General features: G+C 45.8%; 14 protein-coding genes. 9 read left to right on the forward strand and 5 right to left on the reverse strand.

Annotated elements, in window-relative coordinates:
• Window positions 1–6 precede the first annotated feature (6 nt).
• Genes ACUVJL_RS09005 through uvrB form a run of 4 tightly spaced genes read right to left on the reverse strand, consistent with a single transcriptional unit; the run spans window position 7 to window position 2,975 of the window.
• Entirely contained in the window at window positions 7–405 is a 399-nt protein-coding gene (locus tag ACUVJL_RS09005; protein WP_445245527.1) for a DUF2281 domain-containing protein, read from the reverse strand.
• Window positions 402–746, reverse strand: a complete 345-nt coding sequence (locus tag ACUVJL_RS09010) for a DUF6883 domain-containing protein (RefSeq protein ID WP_190735551.1) — start codon at window positions 744–746, stop codon at window positions 402–404. Before ACUVJL_RS09010 ends, ACUVJL_RS09005 begins: the two co-directional genes overlap by 4 nt.
• The gene (locus ACUVJL_RS09015; protein ID WP_445245528.1) at window positions 743–946 is read right to left on the reverse strand and encodes a DUF433 domain-containing protein; all 204 of its coding nucleotides are present in this window, start codon (window positions 944–946) and stop codon (window positions 743–745) included. The genes ACUVJL_RS09010 and ACUVJL_RS09015 overlap by 4 nt, the downstream gene beginning before the upstream one ends.
• Before the next feature lie 16 nt (window positions 947–962).
• Window positions 963–2,975: an excinuclease ABC subunit UvrB gene (gene uvrB, locus ACUVJL_RS09020; protein WP_445245529.1), complete on the reverse strand. Its 2,013-nt coding sequence runs from the start codon at window positions 2,973–2,975 to the stop codon at window positions 963–965.
• 180 nt (window positions 2,976–3,155) lie between these two features.
• On the opposite strand from uvrB, the gene ACUVJL_RS09025 reads away from it, so the two are divergent.
• Both ACUVJL_RS09025 and ACUVJL_RS09030 read left to right on the forward strand, forming a co-directional pair.
• Window positions 3,156–3,638 (forward strand): hypothetical protein, encoded by a 483-nt coding sequence (locus ACUVJL_RS09025; protein WP_445245530.1) that lies wholly within the window; start codon window positions 3,156–3,158, stop codon window positions 3,636–3,638.
• A gap of 294 nt (window positions 3,639–3,932) precedes the next feature.
• Window positions 3,933–4,625 (forward strand): histidine phosphatase family protein, encoded by a 693-nt coding sequence (locus tag ACUVJL_RS09030; RefSeq protein WP_445245531.1) that lies wholly within the window; start codon window positions 3,933–3,935, stop codon window positions 4,623–4,625.
• 2,118 nt (window positions 4,626–6,743) lie between these two features.
• On the opposite strand, the gene urtA is transcribed toward ACUVJL_RS09030, so the two are convergent.
• Complete coding sequence (gene urtA, locus ACUVJL_RS09035; protein WP_445245532.1) at window positions 6,744–9,584, reverse strand: urea ABC transporter substrate-binding protein; 2,841 nt, start codon at window positions 9,582–9,584, stop codon at window positions 6,744–6,746.
• Between the two features lie 612 nt (window positions 9,585–10,196).
• On the opposite strand from urtA, the gene ACUVJL_RS09040 reads away from it, so the two are divergent.
• The 7 genes from ACUVJL_RS09040 (at window position 10,197) to ACUVJL_RS09070 (ending at window position 15,303) form a co-directional block, all read left to right on the forward strand.
• Window positions 10,197–10,403 carry a hypothetical protein gene (locus ACUVJL_RS09040; RefSeq protein WP_445245533.1) on the forward strand — a complete coding sequence of 69 codons (207 nt, stop codon included), beginning with the start codon at window positions 10,197–10,199 and terminating at the stop codon, window positions 10,401–10,403.
• Window positions 10,404–10,791: 388 nt separating this feature from the next.
• Window positions 10,792–10,974, forward strand: coding sequence for a CsbD family protein (locus tag ACUVJL_RS09045; RefSeq protein WP_006632074.1), 183 nt, complete (start codon window positions 10,792–10,794; stop codon window positions 10,972–10,974).
• Window positions 10,975–11,052: 78 nt separating this feature from the next.
• Window positions 11,053–11,496, forward strand: a complete 444-nt coding sequence (locus tag ACUVJL_RS09050; protein ID WP_445245534.1) for a hypothetical protein — start codon at window positions 11,053–11,055, stop codon at window positions 11,494–11,496.
• Between the two features lie 117 nt (window positions 11,497–11,613).
• Window positions 11,614–12,126, forward strand: a complete 513-nt coding sequence (locus ACUVJL_RS09055) for a hypothetical protein (protein WP_445245535.1) — start codon at window positions 11,614–11,616, stop codon at window positions 12,124–12,126.
• Between the two features lie 701 nt (window positions 12,127–12,827).
• Window positions 12,828–13,610, forward strand: coding sequence for a DsbA family protein (locus ACUVJL_RS09060; protein ID WP_445245536.1), 783 nt, complete (start codon window positions 12,828–12,830; stop codon window positions 13,608–13,610).
• An 801-nt stretch (window positions 13,611–14,411) separates the two neighbouring features.
• A complete protein-coding gene (locus ACUVJL_RS09065) occupies window positions 14,412–14,978 on the forward strand; it encodes a hypothetical protein (protein ID WP_445245537.1) in 567 nt (188 codons plus the stop codon).
• Window positions 14,979–14,982: 4 nt separating this feature from the next.
• Window positions 14,983–15,303: a hypothetical protein gene (locus ACUVJL_RS09070; protein WP_445245538.1), complete on the forward strand. Its 321-nt coding sequence runs from the start codon at window positions 14,983–14,985 to the stop codon at window positions 15,301–15,303.
• Window positions 15,304–15,323 lie beyond the last annotated feature (20 nt).

The raw sequence follows: 15,323 nt of genomic DNA on the forward strand, positions 1-15,323 counted from the left end.
AGCTACCTAATACGATCGCACTTTTTGCTGTTTTTCCTGCAAAAACTCCGCAAAATCGCAGACTTCAGCCACTAACTCGTCAGGTAAATTATTTAAAACCGACAGTAAATGCTCTCGAATCCCCATCATTTCATCGGCAGATTTTACTAATTGCAACTGATGCGGATAAACTGTTTCAACACCAATCGTTTCCATAAATGCACCCGGTTCATCCTCAGTTGCAGGCACAAAATCCCCGCCAACTTCAGCTTTCACCCATCCGCCAAATAATTCTACTAAATAAGCTTCACCCTTCTTGAAAACCTCAACAATTGTCCCGGCTGTTTGTGGCGGTGCAATCTCGCCATCAGCGAGGGCGACTGCTTCGGTTAAAGTCACTGCATCCAATAACTGAAATTTGCTCATTGCTGTCTCCCAAAGCGTTGAGGAAATGCGGTAACAAATCTAGCAATATCTTCACCAGATAAAACAATCCAGCCTGTACGTATTTGCCAAGATACTCCCGATCGCCCTGTAACTAAAATAATAGCTTGGTAGCGTTCTCCATAGTCATTCTGTCCGACTGGCTGTAACAATTCTAGCGAGATTTGGGCTATAATTGCGTCTCGAATCGCCTCCGGTGACTCAAACCCCATCACCTCCCGCCAGAATTTCTGCTTATCTCCGCCTACTCCTGCTTCCGTGGCACTGCTAAAGAGATATTGCGCCTTAGCAATGGGAAACTCTAAACGAGTGGGTGCATTCATAGCATTGAGGTTGAGAGTTGATACTGGAGACTAGCTTTAATATCCTCAGCTTCTAAATAAGGATAAGCTGCCAAAATTTCCTCTACACTCATCCCATTTGCTACTAAACTCACTACCAAAGAAACAGTAATTCGCATTCCTCGAATGCAAGTTCTTCCTCCCATAATTTTTGGATCGAAGGTAATGCGATCGAACATCATATCCTCCCACTCTTCCTTAATGTCCCAATAGCTTATCCCGCAAATGCTTGATCCGATCGCGCAATTTACCCGCCTCCTCAAACTCCAACTTCTTAGCCGCCGCCTTCATCTGCGCTTCCAACCGCCCGATTAACTGAGGAATCTCATCCAAAGATAACTCGTCCACCTGTTCGTAAACCTCCTCCAACTGCTGAGAATTCAGCTTGCGCGACACATCCAAAAATGCCAAAATCGCATTACTCGATCGCTTTTTCGCGATCGGCTGCGGCGTAATCCCGTGCATCTTATTGTACGCTAGCTGAATCCCCCGGCGTCGATCCGTTTCGTCGATCGCCTTAACCATACTATCCGTCAAATTATCCGCGTACAGAATAGCCTGTCCCTGAACGTGTCGCGCCGCCCTTCCAATCGTTTGAATCAACGAACGTCCCGATCGCAAAAACCCCTCTTTATCCGCATCCAAAATTACCACCAGCGAAACTTCCGGCAAATCCAAACCTTCCCGCAGCAAGTTAACACCAATCAATACATCAAACTTACCATCCTGCAAATCTTGGATAATTTCGATGCGTTGAATCGACTGAATTTCCGAGTGCAAATACCGCACTCTAATTCCCCTTTCCTGCAAATATTCCGTTAAATCTTCCGCCATCCGCTTCGTTAAAGTCGTCACCAAAACTCGCTCATCCCGACTTACTCTCTCCTTGATTTCCCCCAACAAATCGTCAATTTGTCCTTCCGTCGGGCGCACAAAAATTGTCGGATCTACTACTCCGGTAGGGCGAATTACTTGCTCTGCAACTCTGCCTTCAGATATCTCCATTTCCCAATCCCCAGGCGTAGCAGAAACAAAGATGCACTGATTTTCTTTTGCCCAGAACTCCTCTGCTTTTAAAGGGCGGTTATCTGCAGCGCTGGGCAAGCGGAAACCGTGTTCGATCAATACTTTTTTGCGCGCTTGGTCGCCGTTGTACATTCCCCGAATTTGCGGCACTGTGACGTGAGATTCATCTATCACCAACATCCAATCTTTCGGGAAATAATCAATCAAACATTCTGGCGGTTCCCCGGCCTTTCTCCCTGCTAAATGCCGCGAATAATTCTCGACTCCGTTGCAGTAACCTACCTCGCGCAGCATTTCCAAATCGTAGCGCGTGCGCTGTTCCAACCGCTGAGCTTCTAATAGTTTACCCTCTTTTTCAAATTCTGCCAGTCGGTCTTCTAATTCGAGTTCTATTCCTTGGCAAGCTGCCTCTAATTTATCTTCGGCCGTGACAAAGTGGCGCGCTGGATAGATATTTAAAGCCGTTGAACTTTGCAGGATTTTACCTGTTACGGGGTCAACATAGCGAATGGCATCAATTTCGTCGCCGAAGAATTCAACGCGAATAATTCTATCTTCGTAAGCAGGGCCGATTTCCAAAACATCGCCTTTGACGCGAAATTTGCCTCTGCCTAAATCTATATCGTTGCGGCTGTATTGGACGTTGACTAAATCACGCAAAACTTGCCGCTGGTTGACTTCCATTCCTACTCGCAAAGGAATAGCCGCTTTCAGGTATTCTGCGGGCATTCCCAAACCGTAGATGCAGCTAATTGAAGCAACTACAATCACGTCACGACGTTCAAAGAGCGATCGCGTGGCGGAGTGCCGCAGCATATCGATCTCGTCGTTAATTGCTGCCGTCTTCTCAATGAAAGTATCCGTGACGGCGATGTATGCTTCAGGTTGGTAGTAGTCGTAATAACTGACAAAGTATTCAACTGCATTGTTCGGGAAAAAATTTCGCAGTTCGTTGCACAGTTGAGCTGCCAGGGTTTTGTTATGTGCTAGGACTAAGGTGGGTCTGCCGACTTTTTCAATCACCGAGGCAATGGAGAAGGTTTTGCCCGTACCTGTGGCGCCGAGTAAGGTTTGAAATCGATCGCCCGCTTCGATGCCTTTGACGAGTTGCTCGATCGCTAGCGGTTGGTCGCCTGTGGGCTGGAAGGGCGCTTGCAATTGAAAAGATGCTGCCGCAGTTACCATAGGAAAATGTAGCTATTACCCATAAATCTTAACAAAAATGCAGAGATTCTGCAATTTATTTAAAAAAATAGTTAAACTTTGTAATATTATTTTAATCATCGGCCCAAATAGAAAGCAGAAAGCCCACAAAAGCAGTTGTCCGAACCCAGCAATCAACAGCAATAAACGAGGAAAAGAATTATGGATACGCGCAGCACAGGTACAGGCAAAGGCAAAGCGATCGCCCGCCGCGGCAAAGCAAGTTCTAAAAGCCAAGCGACAGAACCCACGGATGCCAAAGCAACAGGAATTCAACTTTATCAGCCACCACACCTGCATGACAACCGCCCCGTCGGACCAGACGATTTTACCATCAGCGAAATCGTCTCGATCTCGGGGGATCGCCCGATCGGCATTAGCACCCTGCACATCAGCGAAACCTACGGCATTGTAGGCAATCGCCCCGTCGAATCCAGCGACTTGGAAGTGGTGGCTACAATCGGCAATCGCCCGATCGGATCCAGCGCTATGCAAGTCAGCGAAATGTTCAGTATGTCCGGTGCCCGCCCTATTGGCATCAGCACTCTGCACATTGATGAAGTTTACTCCACAATGGGAGGAAACCGCCCTATTGCCTCAAACGAAATTGACGATAGCTCGGTATTAATGGGCTTCTTAGATTAATTAGTCATTAGTCATTAGTTATTAGTTTTTCGCTGTTAACTAATGACTAATGAAACATTTTTAGAGAAGTTCTTGGGGAATGCGATCGAGCAATAGAATCGTCTCAAGTGATTTATTTAATCCTGCCAATTTTAACAATCGGCGTTGCTGATTTATGGTAGAACTCAATCTAAAAAAAATGAAACAAGCGCCTCAGAACATCTTCAGAATTTCCAACTTCTCTATTTTCATACCGTGATTCAGCAAGGGCCTAGAAGTGATTTTTAACCGTTAAATGAGAGGGAATATCAAACCGTGTCCATTTGGATTATTCGTCATGGTCAAAGTCAATCGAATGCTGGGTTGGCAACTATTGGGCCCCATGAAAATGCCTTAAGTGAATTGGGCGATCGACAATCAAGATGTATTCCAACCGCCGTTAAACAAACTCCAGACTTGATTGTGACTTCACCTTATCTCAGAACACAGCTCACTGCTCAACCATTGATTGAACAATTTCCACATACACCCGTTGAGGTTTGGCAAGTTCAGGAATTTACCTATCTGGGCCTACAGCTCGACCAACCAGCCACAACCCAGGCTCGCAAACCTTTGAGCAAAGCTTACTGGGACCGCTGCGACCCTGAATATGTCGATGGAACCAACGCCGAATCCTTGGTTCAACTGATGGAACGAGTCCGAACTTTCCTAAACCAGTTACAACAACAATCCGGTTTTGTAGTGGTCTTTTCACATGGATTTTTTATCAAAGCAATGATGTGGCAGATTTTGGGTAACCCAACGGTAATTGATGCCGTTGCCATGAATCGGCTTTTGGGATTTTCGCGAGGATTTCCAGTACCGAATGCGTCAATTTTGCAGATGGAATTTGATTCAGGTGGGATACCTCACTGGAGTTCCTTCATCACCAATCATCTGCCACCAGAGCTAGAATCGGTAGCACCCGATGCAACTGTGGTGAGTGATGCAGGCGATCAACCCTCGTAACCTACCTTCACTCAAACCATGCCCCAACCAACGCCCGAGTGGCGTTGCTGATTTATGGTATGAACGACTCAATCTGCAAAAAATGAAACAAGGGCGTCAGAATATCTTCGGAATTTCCAACTTATCTATTTTCATACCGTGATTCAGCAACGCCTAACAATCCTTTCGCCATTGTTAAATAGATCAACTGGGTCACGAAAAGCACGAGCGAAAAAGCGCTGCACATCTCTATTCCTAATGTGGTCACAGGTTAGCCAAAGAATTTGCACTCGCTGCCAAAGCGAACTACTCAATCCACAAAATCTCACTTTTTAGTTACAACAAGAGTATCTGAACCCTTGGCAGGAGAGCGATTAAATATTAATTAAAATATTTTGGGTAAGTGGTAACAGTTATAAGCTGTTGTGCATCTAATTTGACAGTCTATTTTTCTACAATTCTTGTGGGACGGGCAGGAGAGCCCGTCTCTGTATTCAATTTATATGCGTAGCAGCTTAGCAGAAGACCTTCTGCAGAAAACTCTCCAAGCAAGAATTTCAACAATTAATAACGTCCTCAGCGTCTTCGCGGTTGATATAACTGTTAATAGTTCACAATATTTAACAGTTCATCTTTCACATTTCCGAGTTCAAGGGCTAATGACTACTGATATCGTTTCCGGTGTGCGATTCGTTTAACCTAAATGGATAGGTTCTCCTATCCAGGGACGGTTAGCCTGACTCCTCGAAGCCAGTGATAACTGATTACATTTCGCTCGTGAGACATTAAGTCAAGTCCCAGTCCGCAGGTGCAGCGGTAAAAGCATATCCCCTATTTTGTTGGGTAGCAACTAACAGGATAAAGCGGGGATAAAAGGCAGAAAGACTCTTAGCCGAATAGGGTAGCTGTCGAGCCAGAACTTATGCGTAGCGAAAGCAAAAATGTGTCTGAACCACCGTTATGATAGATGGTCAAACGGCTGACTGACCAAGCCAAAAGGCAAGGATAGGGCATAAGCAATTATCGGATTGACTTATCAGCACTGCCCAAAAAACCCGGTGGAAAGCATTACGCTGTCATGTTCAACCAATGTGTAATCGGAACGAAGTAAAGCTCTCACAGCCCTTAAAGATAAGTAGGTTGCTAGCCGTAAGCTGTGAGTGTGTGGGATGGTTGCAGAAGCCAATGCCCTGTTGTAATGACAGAGATATGCTGACAGCGCCGGGCGATGTAAAAGATAGAGACGCTCGTAGCCCTCTAAAAGCCTAATGCCACAGAAAAATCTGATGGTGGGATGTAGGGGTAAAAGGAAAACTATCAAGCCGTAGCAATCAGATCATGATTTGATCGTACTGTATCCAAACCCTTGATTACATCACTCAGGAGCCGTGTGCGGTGAAAGTCGCAAGCACGGTTTTGTAGGAGAGATGGTAGGGGACACTCTGCCATCGACTCTCTAACTGCATCGGTATTGTTTAAATGTCTAAACAGTCAGTTGGAAAGCATAATTTTAGTCAACAGCCAACAGTTATATCAAATCCGTTAGCATCGGAATAGTAAATTCGAGTTCACTGTTGACTGTTGACTGTTAACTGTTCACGGCGTCAACAGTCAACAGTCAACAGTCAACATCATTCCGGTGTAACCGGAAATGATATTAAAAGTCAACAATATCTTGCTCGTGCAACCAGAATAGATATGATATCAAATCCGTTAGCATCGGAATAGTAATTTCGAGTTCACTGTTGACGGTTGACGGTTGACTGTTCACTGTTCACGGCGTCAACAGTCAACAGTCAACAGTCAACAGTCAACATCATTCCGGTGTAACCGGAAATGATATGACTAATAATATCGTTTCCGGTTGCATCGGAATAATAAAATCGAGTCAACAGTTAACACTCAACCATTCAGTTTTTCGACCCCTCCTTCAACAGTCAACAGTCAATCGATTTTAGATTTTAGATTTTAGATTTTAGATTGAAGCATTGACCCTACGGATAAATTCGGGGGGCAAGTTTCATCGGATACACGTCTTTTATTTCTCCACGTATAAATTCGGGGGCTTGTATCCTGGATGCTTTCGGTCAACAGTCAACAGTCAACAATCACCTGACGGTGCAACCGGAATTGATATAACTACTTCCCCAGACTCTGATATTTGCTCAATAAAGCAGCAAAGCGCTTGTAATCCAAAGGCTTCCTCAAATACTCCGCCGCTCCCAATTTCAAACCATGATTTTTGTCGTCCAAAAAAGTTATCATAATCACCGGAATATCAGCTAAATCCGGATCAGCTTTCAACGCCGACAGCACCGCCCAGCCGTCCATACTCGGCATCATCACGTCCAGAATAATCGCGTCCGGCAGCAACTGCTTAGCCAACAGCAGCCCCCCTTCACCGCTAGCCGACGAATGCACCCGAAATCGCTGTTTCGACAAGCAGCGGGTCATCAAATCCCGCGCGTTTGGATCGTCGTCAATGACTAGGACAGTAGCAGCATCGGGCAGATCCAGCGGTTGCAATCGCACTGGTGTTTCTTCTGTCTGGCTTTCTACCACAACCGGCAACCCGATCGTAAAAGTAGAACCGCAATCAAACTTGCTCTCAAGGGTAATGTCCCCGCCCATCATCTGGCAAAACTTCCGGCTAATTGTCAGCCCCAAACCGGTGCCGCCGTATCTGCGGGTAGTAGAATCGTCCGCTTGGGCGAAAGCTCCGAACAGCCTCGACACCTGCTCCTCAGTCATGCCGATGCCGGTATCGGTGACTTGAAACACGATCGAAGGCATTTGACACCGAGAAGGAGCTGCCGAGAGTTCTTCGGAATTGTCGAGAGGCCAAACTTCCCCTTCTTCCTTCCAAACATTAATCGTAATTTTGCCTCGATCGGTAAACTTAGCAGCATTGCTCACCAAATTCAACAGCGCTTGGCGCAACTTCGACGAATCAGCGTATATCGTGCCAATATTGCGATCGCAATTGACGATCAAAGTATTGCCATTTTTCCCTACCATGGGTTGAACAGTAGTGACAACCTGCTCGATCAAATTCAACACCTCAACAGTCTCCAAGAAAAGAGTCATCTTTCCTGCTTCAATTTTAGAAATATCCAGGATGTCACTAATAATGTTGAGCAACTGCTTGCCTGCGATATTAATACTTGCCAAATCCATCACAAACTCTTCTTCGCCGAGTTCCAGAGCCTCTTCTTGCAGCAGCTCGCTGTAGCCGATAATCGCATTCAAGGGCGTCCGCAACTCGTGAGTCATATTTGCCAAAAATGTGCTTTTGGCCCGGTTGGCAGCTTCCGCAGCATTCTTAGCGACTTCCAATTCCCCCGATCGTTCCTCTAGCTGCCGCTGCCGCACTTCCAAACCGCTGAGCAAACTGCTAATTTGCTGAGCCATTGTATTGAGAGTAGAAGATAGCACCCCGATCGCGTCACTAGAAACAACAGGCGATCGAGCCGTCAAATCACCGCTCGCCATCAGTTCAGCAGTTTCCCGCAGCAAGCCGAGATTCCGAATAATTGCCGACACCGACACAAAACCCACTATCCCCGCGATCGAACTCAAAACCAAAGCCGCCAGCAGCCAGTGCTGAGTGCGGCTCACCACCGCCAGAGTTTGCTGCACCAGCACCGCCATTGCTGCCTCAGAAACGCCCGCCGGGGCTGAGGCAGTTTTTATTAACAGCAAATAGTTCTTAATCTCCACAGAACCCATCCACCCGACTCCCACCGCCATCCAAGTTATCAGTACCAAGATGACAAACAGCCCGATCAAAGAAGCCCGACTTCCCAAAGAAATCTGCCTCGGAGCAAGTGCCGCCGCCCAAGGATAGCTCTTGAGAAAAGGATCTGGCCGAACCGGTGCGCCCGAATTCCAAATCTCCTCAATTTGACCGTCCAACCTCACCTTACCAATCCGCACTGTTTTCCAGGTATGCTGCGTTTGGGCATCTATTTTTACCTTGCCCGAAGGCGCTGCAAACTCAATATTTTTAGCAGCCGCCCTGACTTTTACCACATCTGTCGAACCAGCTTTTTCTACTGCTTGCTTCCACAGGTAAACGCCCAAATAAGCAGCTTCGATCGGGTCATCCGTGACTCGATTTTCCCCATATCTAGCTTTATAAGCCTTGACAAATTTACGATTTTCCGGTGTATCCACCGTTTGAAAATAGTTCCAAACCACCAAATGTCCGGCAATATTGGACGGCCCGATCGCCCGCACTTCTTCTTCTGCTACGCTGACCGACATCACCGGCAAATCCTCGGGTTTCAAGCCAGCTTCCTGCAGATGAAGGAAAAAAGCCACATTGCTGTCGCCATTGAGAGTGTTGAGAATAGCATCCGGTTTCACTGCTAAGATATCAGCGATCGCCTCGCCCACTTCCTTAGAACCGAGCGGCAGATACACTTCCCCCGCCAACTCTCCCCCCAGTGCCGCCAGTTGAGCTTTCACAATCAGATTTGCCGTCCGGGGAAAGATATAGTCCGAACCCAACAGGAAAATTTTCCGCTTCCCCTGTGCCAGCAAGTAATTCACCCCAGGCACAATCTGTTGGTTCGGGGCAGCACCCGTGTAGAAAATATTGGGACACTGTTCTAGCCCTTCATACTGCACCGGATAGAACAGCAACCCGCTGCCGTGCTCGAAAGCCGGCAGTACAGCTTTGCGGCTCGCCGAAGTCCAACAGCCAAATACCACTGCCACCTGAGCTTCTAGGAGCAATTGCTTAGCTTTTTGAGCAAAAGTCTGCAAATCGCTGGCTCCATCTTCTATCACCGCTTCCAAGGGGCGTCCGAGTACCCCTCCCGCCGCATTAATTTCCTCAACAGCCAACAGCGTCCCATCTTTTACAGAAATTTCGCTGATGGACATCGTGCCCGTCAGTGAATGTAACACGCCTATTTTGATCGGCTCACGAGTCGGGCCGGCTGCTTCGAGGGGGTTACTGCTCCTTGCGCCCATAGGGTTTTAGGTAATTTTTACTAATAACAGAATTTTTAGCTCGATCCTGCAGGAACTTAGCCTTGAGGTTAACTCTTGTTTAGCAGATTATTTAACCCGATCGCCACAAAACTAGGAAATTGCTGCACCCTGTGGATTTTAACGGTCAAACTGCTACATCTGACTTAAGTCTGCACTAAACCTGTCGTCTATTCCTCTCTTCATCTTTACGGATGTCGAAACAGCCAAGTCAAACAAACGACTGAAGGTAGTTATTGCGATCGCGCTGCAGAAAAATTCTCCCCCCCCGCTCTGCCTCTCCAGGGTAGGTTTTTTACAATTCAGAAATTGAGGGCAAGCAAGAGGCAAGTTTTAAAGGCATAACAAGTCGAAATCCGGCCTTCTTCCTCTCTCCCTCTCTCCCTCTCTCCCCCTCTTCCTTTGCCATATCTTTATTCCAGCAGATGGAAGTCACCCTAATTTCTCTCACTTTAAAATTCAAAACTCTTCCCCAGTCCCTATCTATCTTCAGGCAGAGGGAAGGCTTCGTGATTGGCTTTATTATAAGTATAAGGTTAACTTCTAAGTAGCCTTGTTAAAAATAAATTTAACCAACAATGAGGGTCAAGACAAATGAGTATTGAAGAAAACGCGACCCACACAGGCAGCGAGAATCAAGTAAGCCTACCAAAATCAAAGGAAACATTGCTGGGCGAGGAAACAGAAAAAGCCCTCGGTGAGCACAAACAAAAAGACCATCAAACTATGCGGGCTGTGGAACAGTTGAAAGCAGAACTTCAGCAGAAAATAGATACAGAATGTCATCAGAAGGTTGATTAAAACTAATAGGATTTTTTTTGAGGGTGTGGGTAAGATGCGGTCTTGCCCACACTCGCCTTTTGAAGGCACAAGGTAGAAGGCAGAATTAAATAAAAAAATTATAATTTTAAATTATTTTTGGTTTAAAAAAGACTGCCTGGGACGCACGGGTGACAATCCACCAGTTTTTTCACAGAAATACTTCATTGCAGCCAGCAAAAACGGTAAAAAAACCGCTAAGTATGAAAGTCGCAGTCCGTCCAAGAGGCAAAAATAACTTTTCCATCTGCCATCTTCATTTTTTCTTCATTTCTTATTCCTAGAGGTAGAGTGCAACGCAGCTCCCAGTTACCTATGATGAGTCTATTAAGTAGAAAATGTCTGATTAGATACAGATAGGGAGAAACCCATGAGCACTGAAGATAGAGCAAAGGCAACTGGCAACAACATCGCAGGCGCAGCTCAAGAAGCCCTAGGCAATGTTACTGGCGACCCGAAGGATAAAGCAGAAGGCAAAGCCAAGCAGGCAAAAGCTGAAGCTGGTCACGCGATCGAAGATGTAAAAGACGAGCTCAAAAAGAAACTAGACTAAGCCTAATACTAATTGAGAGGGTCGAGCAACCTGACCCTTTCAAGTATTCCAAATGTTTTCTGAACGGAGGAAAAAAAGGTGAGTTTATTGCAGCAGAGTCGCAAAATAATTGCGGGCGTACTATTGGTATTAATGCTGGCAGTTACTACTGCCTGCGCGCCCAGCGTTTCAGCCCAAAAACCGAGTGATGTACCTGTGGCAATTGGCGGCAGTCAGGGTAGTTACGCCCAGCTAGAACGTGGCAATACCGCCGCAGGTGAAGATTTTGGTAAATGGGTAACATTGACGGCTCAGGGCCTGGTTCAGGATGCTTACGTGCGCGACAATAACAAATTGGGAGTTGTAATTACCCCGCAAGTCCGCCCTACAGAAGTGAAAGATTTAGCCAAATCTTTAGCACAAGGTTTTCACCGCAATTTCCCAAATCAGGATGTAAGTGTTTTGGTTTACGCTCCTGACAAAAAACTGATTTTGACGGCTAAGTACGACCAGCAATCAAATCAAATTGAATACAAGTCTTGACCTGGTTAGAAAGCTTAAACTACAGCCGCGCGACGGTTTAATATTCCGCAGTTTTTTTGAAGGCGAAACAATCTCAAGTAGAGACGGAACAGTTGTGTAGATTGGAAGAGAGTTACCATGAGTAGCAGCGATAATTACAAGAGTCAAATCATGAAGGATTTGGCCCAGGGAAATCGAGAAATGATGCCCGAGACAACGGGTGAAGAGTACGAAAATTTTGACGATTTTGCTCAGAGAACTTCGCCGGATCAGCGCAAACAATTATTCGGGCGTTCCCTGAATCACGACTCCCTGCCGCCGGCTCAGTTGGAACCGGAATTGCAAAAGGCGATCGCCCAAATTAAGCCAAACGAACGTGACGACGTGGCGCGGGAATTCTTCAAGCATTTGGGCAAGAGAGGATTGGACGATCGCAAATTGGAAAAGCAGCTAGGGCTTTCTACCCACCACGCCAGCCGCATGAATGCTGACGATGTTACCAAGCTAGCCTCGTTTACCTATCACAGTCATCCGGATATTTTCCGAGAAGTGCTGGCCGAACAGCCGAGTTTGATGAAGTTTTTGGGTAATCCAGTTGTTGCGGGTATTTTGGGAATAGTTGCTGCTAAATGGCTCAACAACCGCAAGTAGTCGAGCAAACACTTGCACTATTGACTGCAAATCTTTTTGATTACAATTATATCAATTCCGGCTGCGCCGGAATGACAAGCGAGGACACGGCAGTGGCGGGTGCCAACACCCGAATAAATTTTTGGAAACGGCACTGCCGTGTTCTGATTTCGGGTAATATTAATTCCGATGCAACGGAATTGATCTTACTAATTATTCCTCACATATAAAAATAGCTGCACAGCAGTCAACAGCGACACACCTGACACTCCGCAAAATTAAATGTAGGATTAAGTGTTGCCTTGATACTCCCCACCGATGAATCGGGGGGATTCTTGATTAAGACCACAAAGGGACTTTCAAAGGCGTTATCAATGCACCTCTACCCACTCAGCGATTGGACAAATCCAAGCCTTGCGTATACTTTGTTTGTTTGTTTATGCTTTCAGAGTCCATCACAACGCCAGATAGGTACGCTCAATAATTCACTATTGCTTGTTTGGTCAGGCTACAGTCAAGCTGAGACGAACCAAAGAAAGGAGTTTCACCTTATTAAATTATTTCAACACGTAGATGGTTATTCTTAATCACGTTATAATTATACCACTTTGTATTAAGCTGTGCCATATTTTTTAGGCGACTAAGTAAGTCGCACCCGCGTTCCTCCCCATGTCTAAAGCCAGGGGCTTCCCGCTCGTTTTTCGGGTGAATGATCAAAAAAGATGAACATATCCACTATTTGGCGAAGAATCCGCAGCCAGCAAGCCTTCTGCTTGGCTGCACTCCTGGCAGGTTGCCTTGTATTTATCGGTTGTTCCCCCGCCCAGTCAGCGGCTGGCAATTCCGTCGATCCCAAGTTGAAAGAGCAAGTCTTGCAGATTATCCGCGAAAACCCGCAAGCAATTTTAGATTCGGTACAAGCGTACCAGCAACAGCAGCAGCAGTCTCTCAAAGCAGCGCAGGAATCATTTTTGCAGGAGATGAAAACTAATCCCAAATCTGCGATCGGGGATTCTCCCAGCACGGGTTCAGCTTCGCAGCAGATTGTACTTTTAGAATTCTCTGACTTTCAATGTCCGTTTTGCGCGCGCGCTCACGATACTGTCAAGCAGTTTATGGCAAAACACCAGGACAAAGTTACTTTAGCTTACAAGCATTTTCCCTTGACTTCAATTCACCCTCAAGCGTTGCCAGCAGCTAAAGCAGCTTGGGCTGCCCAACAGCAGGGCAAATTCTGGGAATATTACAGCGCTTTGTTTGAAGGGCAGAAACAGTTAGGCGAACCATTGTACGCATCGATCGCCCAAAAGCTCAATCTAAAATTAGATAAATTCAACACCGATCGCAACAGCCCCGCTGCCGAAGCCGCCATTGCCAAAGACGTGCAACTCGCTCAACAACTGGGCATTCAAGGGACTCCCTTCTTTATTATGAACGGTCAAACTTTCTCCGGGGCGGTCGAGCTTTCTGAGATGGAGAGCATTCTCGCTAGTCTCTCCAAATAAGTAAGCCCACCTGAAAAAACAGAACAGAGCCCCGATTTCTTAAAGAAGTCGGGGCTCGAAGGCGCGATGGGGTCGATCGCTATATTTACTGACTAATTTTTACGAGTGGGAACAAATTTGCTCCTTGTGTTGTCTTATTGACACTCCCGGGCCTCAAGGCGTGGGGATTCTTGGTTCTGGCGACATACCTTAAAACTATCTATCCTTGCGGCAATACTTAAACCAAATATCCGTTCAAAGGAACCAAATATCGAGCCTAATTTAGTTAGTCCCAGAGGGTTTTATCTCCCCAAGCGTTCGAGAATTACTTCTCATGTTACCGGATGCCCTACGGTACGTTTTAACTTCCCAAAATTAACTTTTCTGGTTTTGGCTTACCTTAGTCAGCCTAGCTATGTTTTTCGTGGTTTTCGCCACCCACTAACCATTATTGTTTCCCGACCAGTCGTTTGAGCTTGGTGTCTCATGTGTATCGGCGGTTATTCTACCTGTGGTATAAGTATCATGGTACTCTACTTTAAATAGAATGCAAGGAAATCTGGGGGGGTGACAACCCGCCTGAAACCCATAGTTAGTAAGGATTGAGCCTACTTGTGGTAAAAAAAGATAGGCAGCAGAATTGTTACACGCTTGCCTATCCAAAACAATAATGATACCAACATTCTACCTCATTCATTTAAAAAAACAACTAAGTTCAGCTCAATTGAAACTGATTGAAATCTTGCTAAGCTGTTAGTCATTTACATTTATTGCTTGAGCCCCTTACAGCATGGGGTCTGAGCCACAAATAGTGCAGTTTGAATGTCGAACAGCTTACCCTTGATACAATCAGAAAAACAAGTGAGATTAGAACGGCTCTCCCGGGTATTTCCCTATCCAATTACAACAGAAAGTCGGCGGAGAAAACTACAAAGGTTTCTCGATTTGCCTCACTTAACTATCTCACTAATTTGGTTCCCATTAATTACTTATTGGTTGATGACTTATTGCCGTGTGGGTAGTCGTTTATCAATCGCAATCGACCGCAGTCAATGGGGACGCATTAATCTGTTTATGGTTAGCCTGATCTGGGAGCGAAGAGCAATTCCATTATACTGGTCACTGTTGCCCAAATTGGGAAACAGTAACTTCGAGTCACAAACAACCAATTTACAGCAAGTTTTACCATTATTTTCCGAATATAAAGTCATCGTTTTAGGAGGCCGTGAATTTTGTGATGTCGATTTGGGAAACTGGCTGAGGGAAAAGGGTGTATCTTTTTGTTTAAGACTGAAAAAAAATCCTTGCATCGAAACGGAACATTTAGTTTGGCAACGGTTAGATGAATTAGGAATAGTACTCTTAAACTTCTTTATATTTTCAAGGTAAAAGAGTGAGAAAAACTCAGCCTGCTACTGGATTTGATGTTGCTTGTAAGTGGAAAAGAAACTACGGGGCATGGAAGGTTGATGCAGCGTGGTTTATACTCACAGATTTAGGGTCATTGCCGGCAGCTATAGATGCTTACAAGCAACGGATGGGTATTGAAGAAATGTTCCGAGACTGTAAAACGGGAGGCTACGATCTTGAAGGAACTAGTACAGCTCGGCGTAAGTATACAGACTATATTTGTGGTAGAATAACATATAGCGTTTCTCAGAAAGATGAGGTAAGCCGAGGTATGCTGCAAAGGTGGCAGCAGCGAGATTTTTAGGTAAAGATTAGTCCGCAAAC

It is taken from the genome of Microcoleus sp. OTE_8_concoct_300, assembly GCF_031383065.1.
In the GTDB taxonomy this organism is placed as follows: domain Bacteria; phylum Cyanobacteriota; class Cyanobacteriia; order Cyanobacteriales; family Microcoleaceae; genus Microcoleus.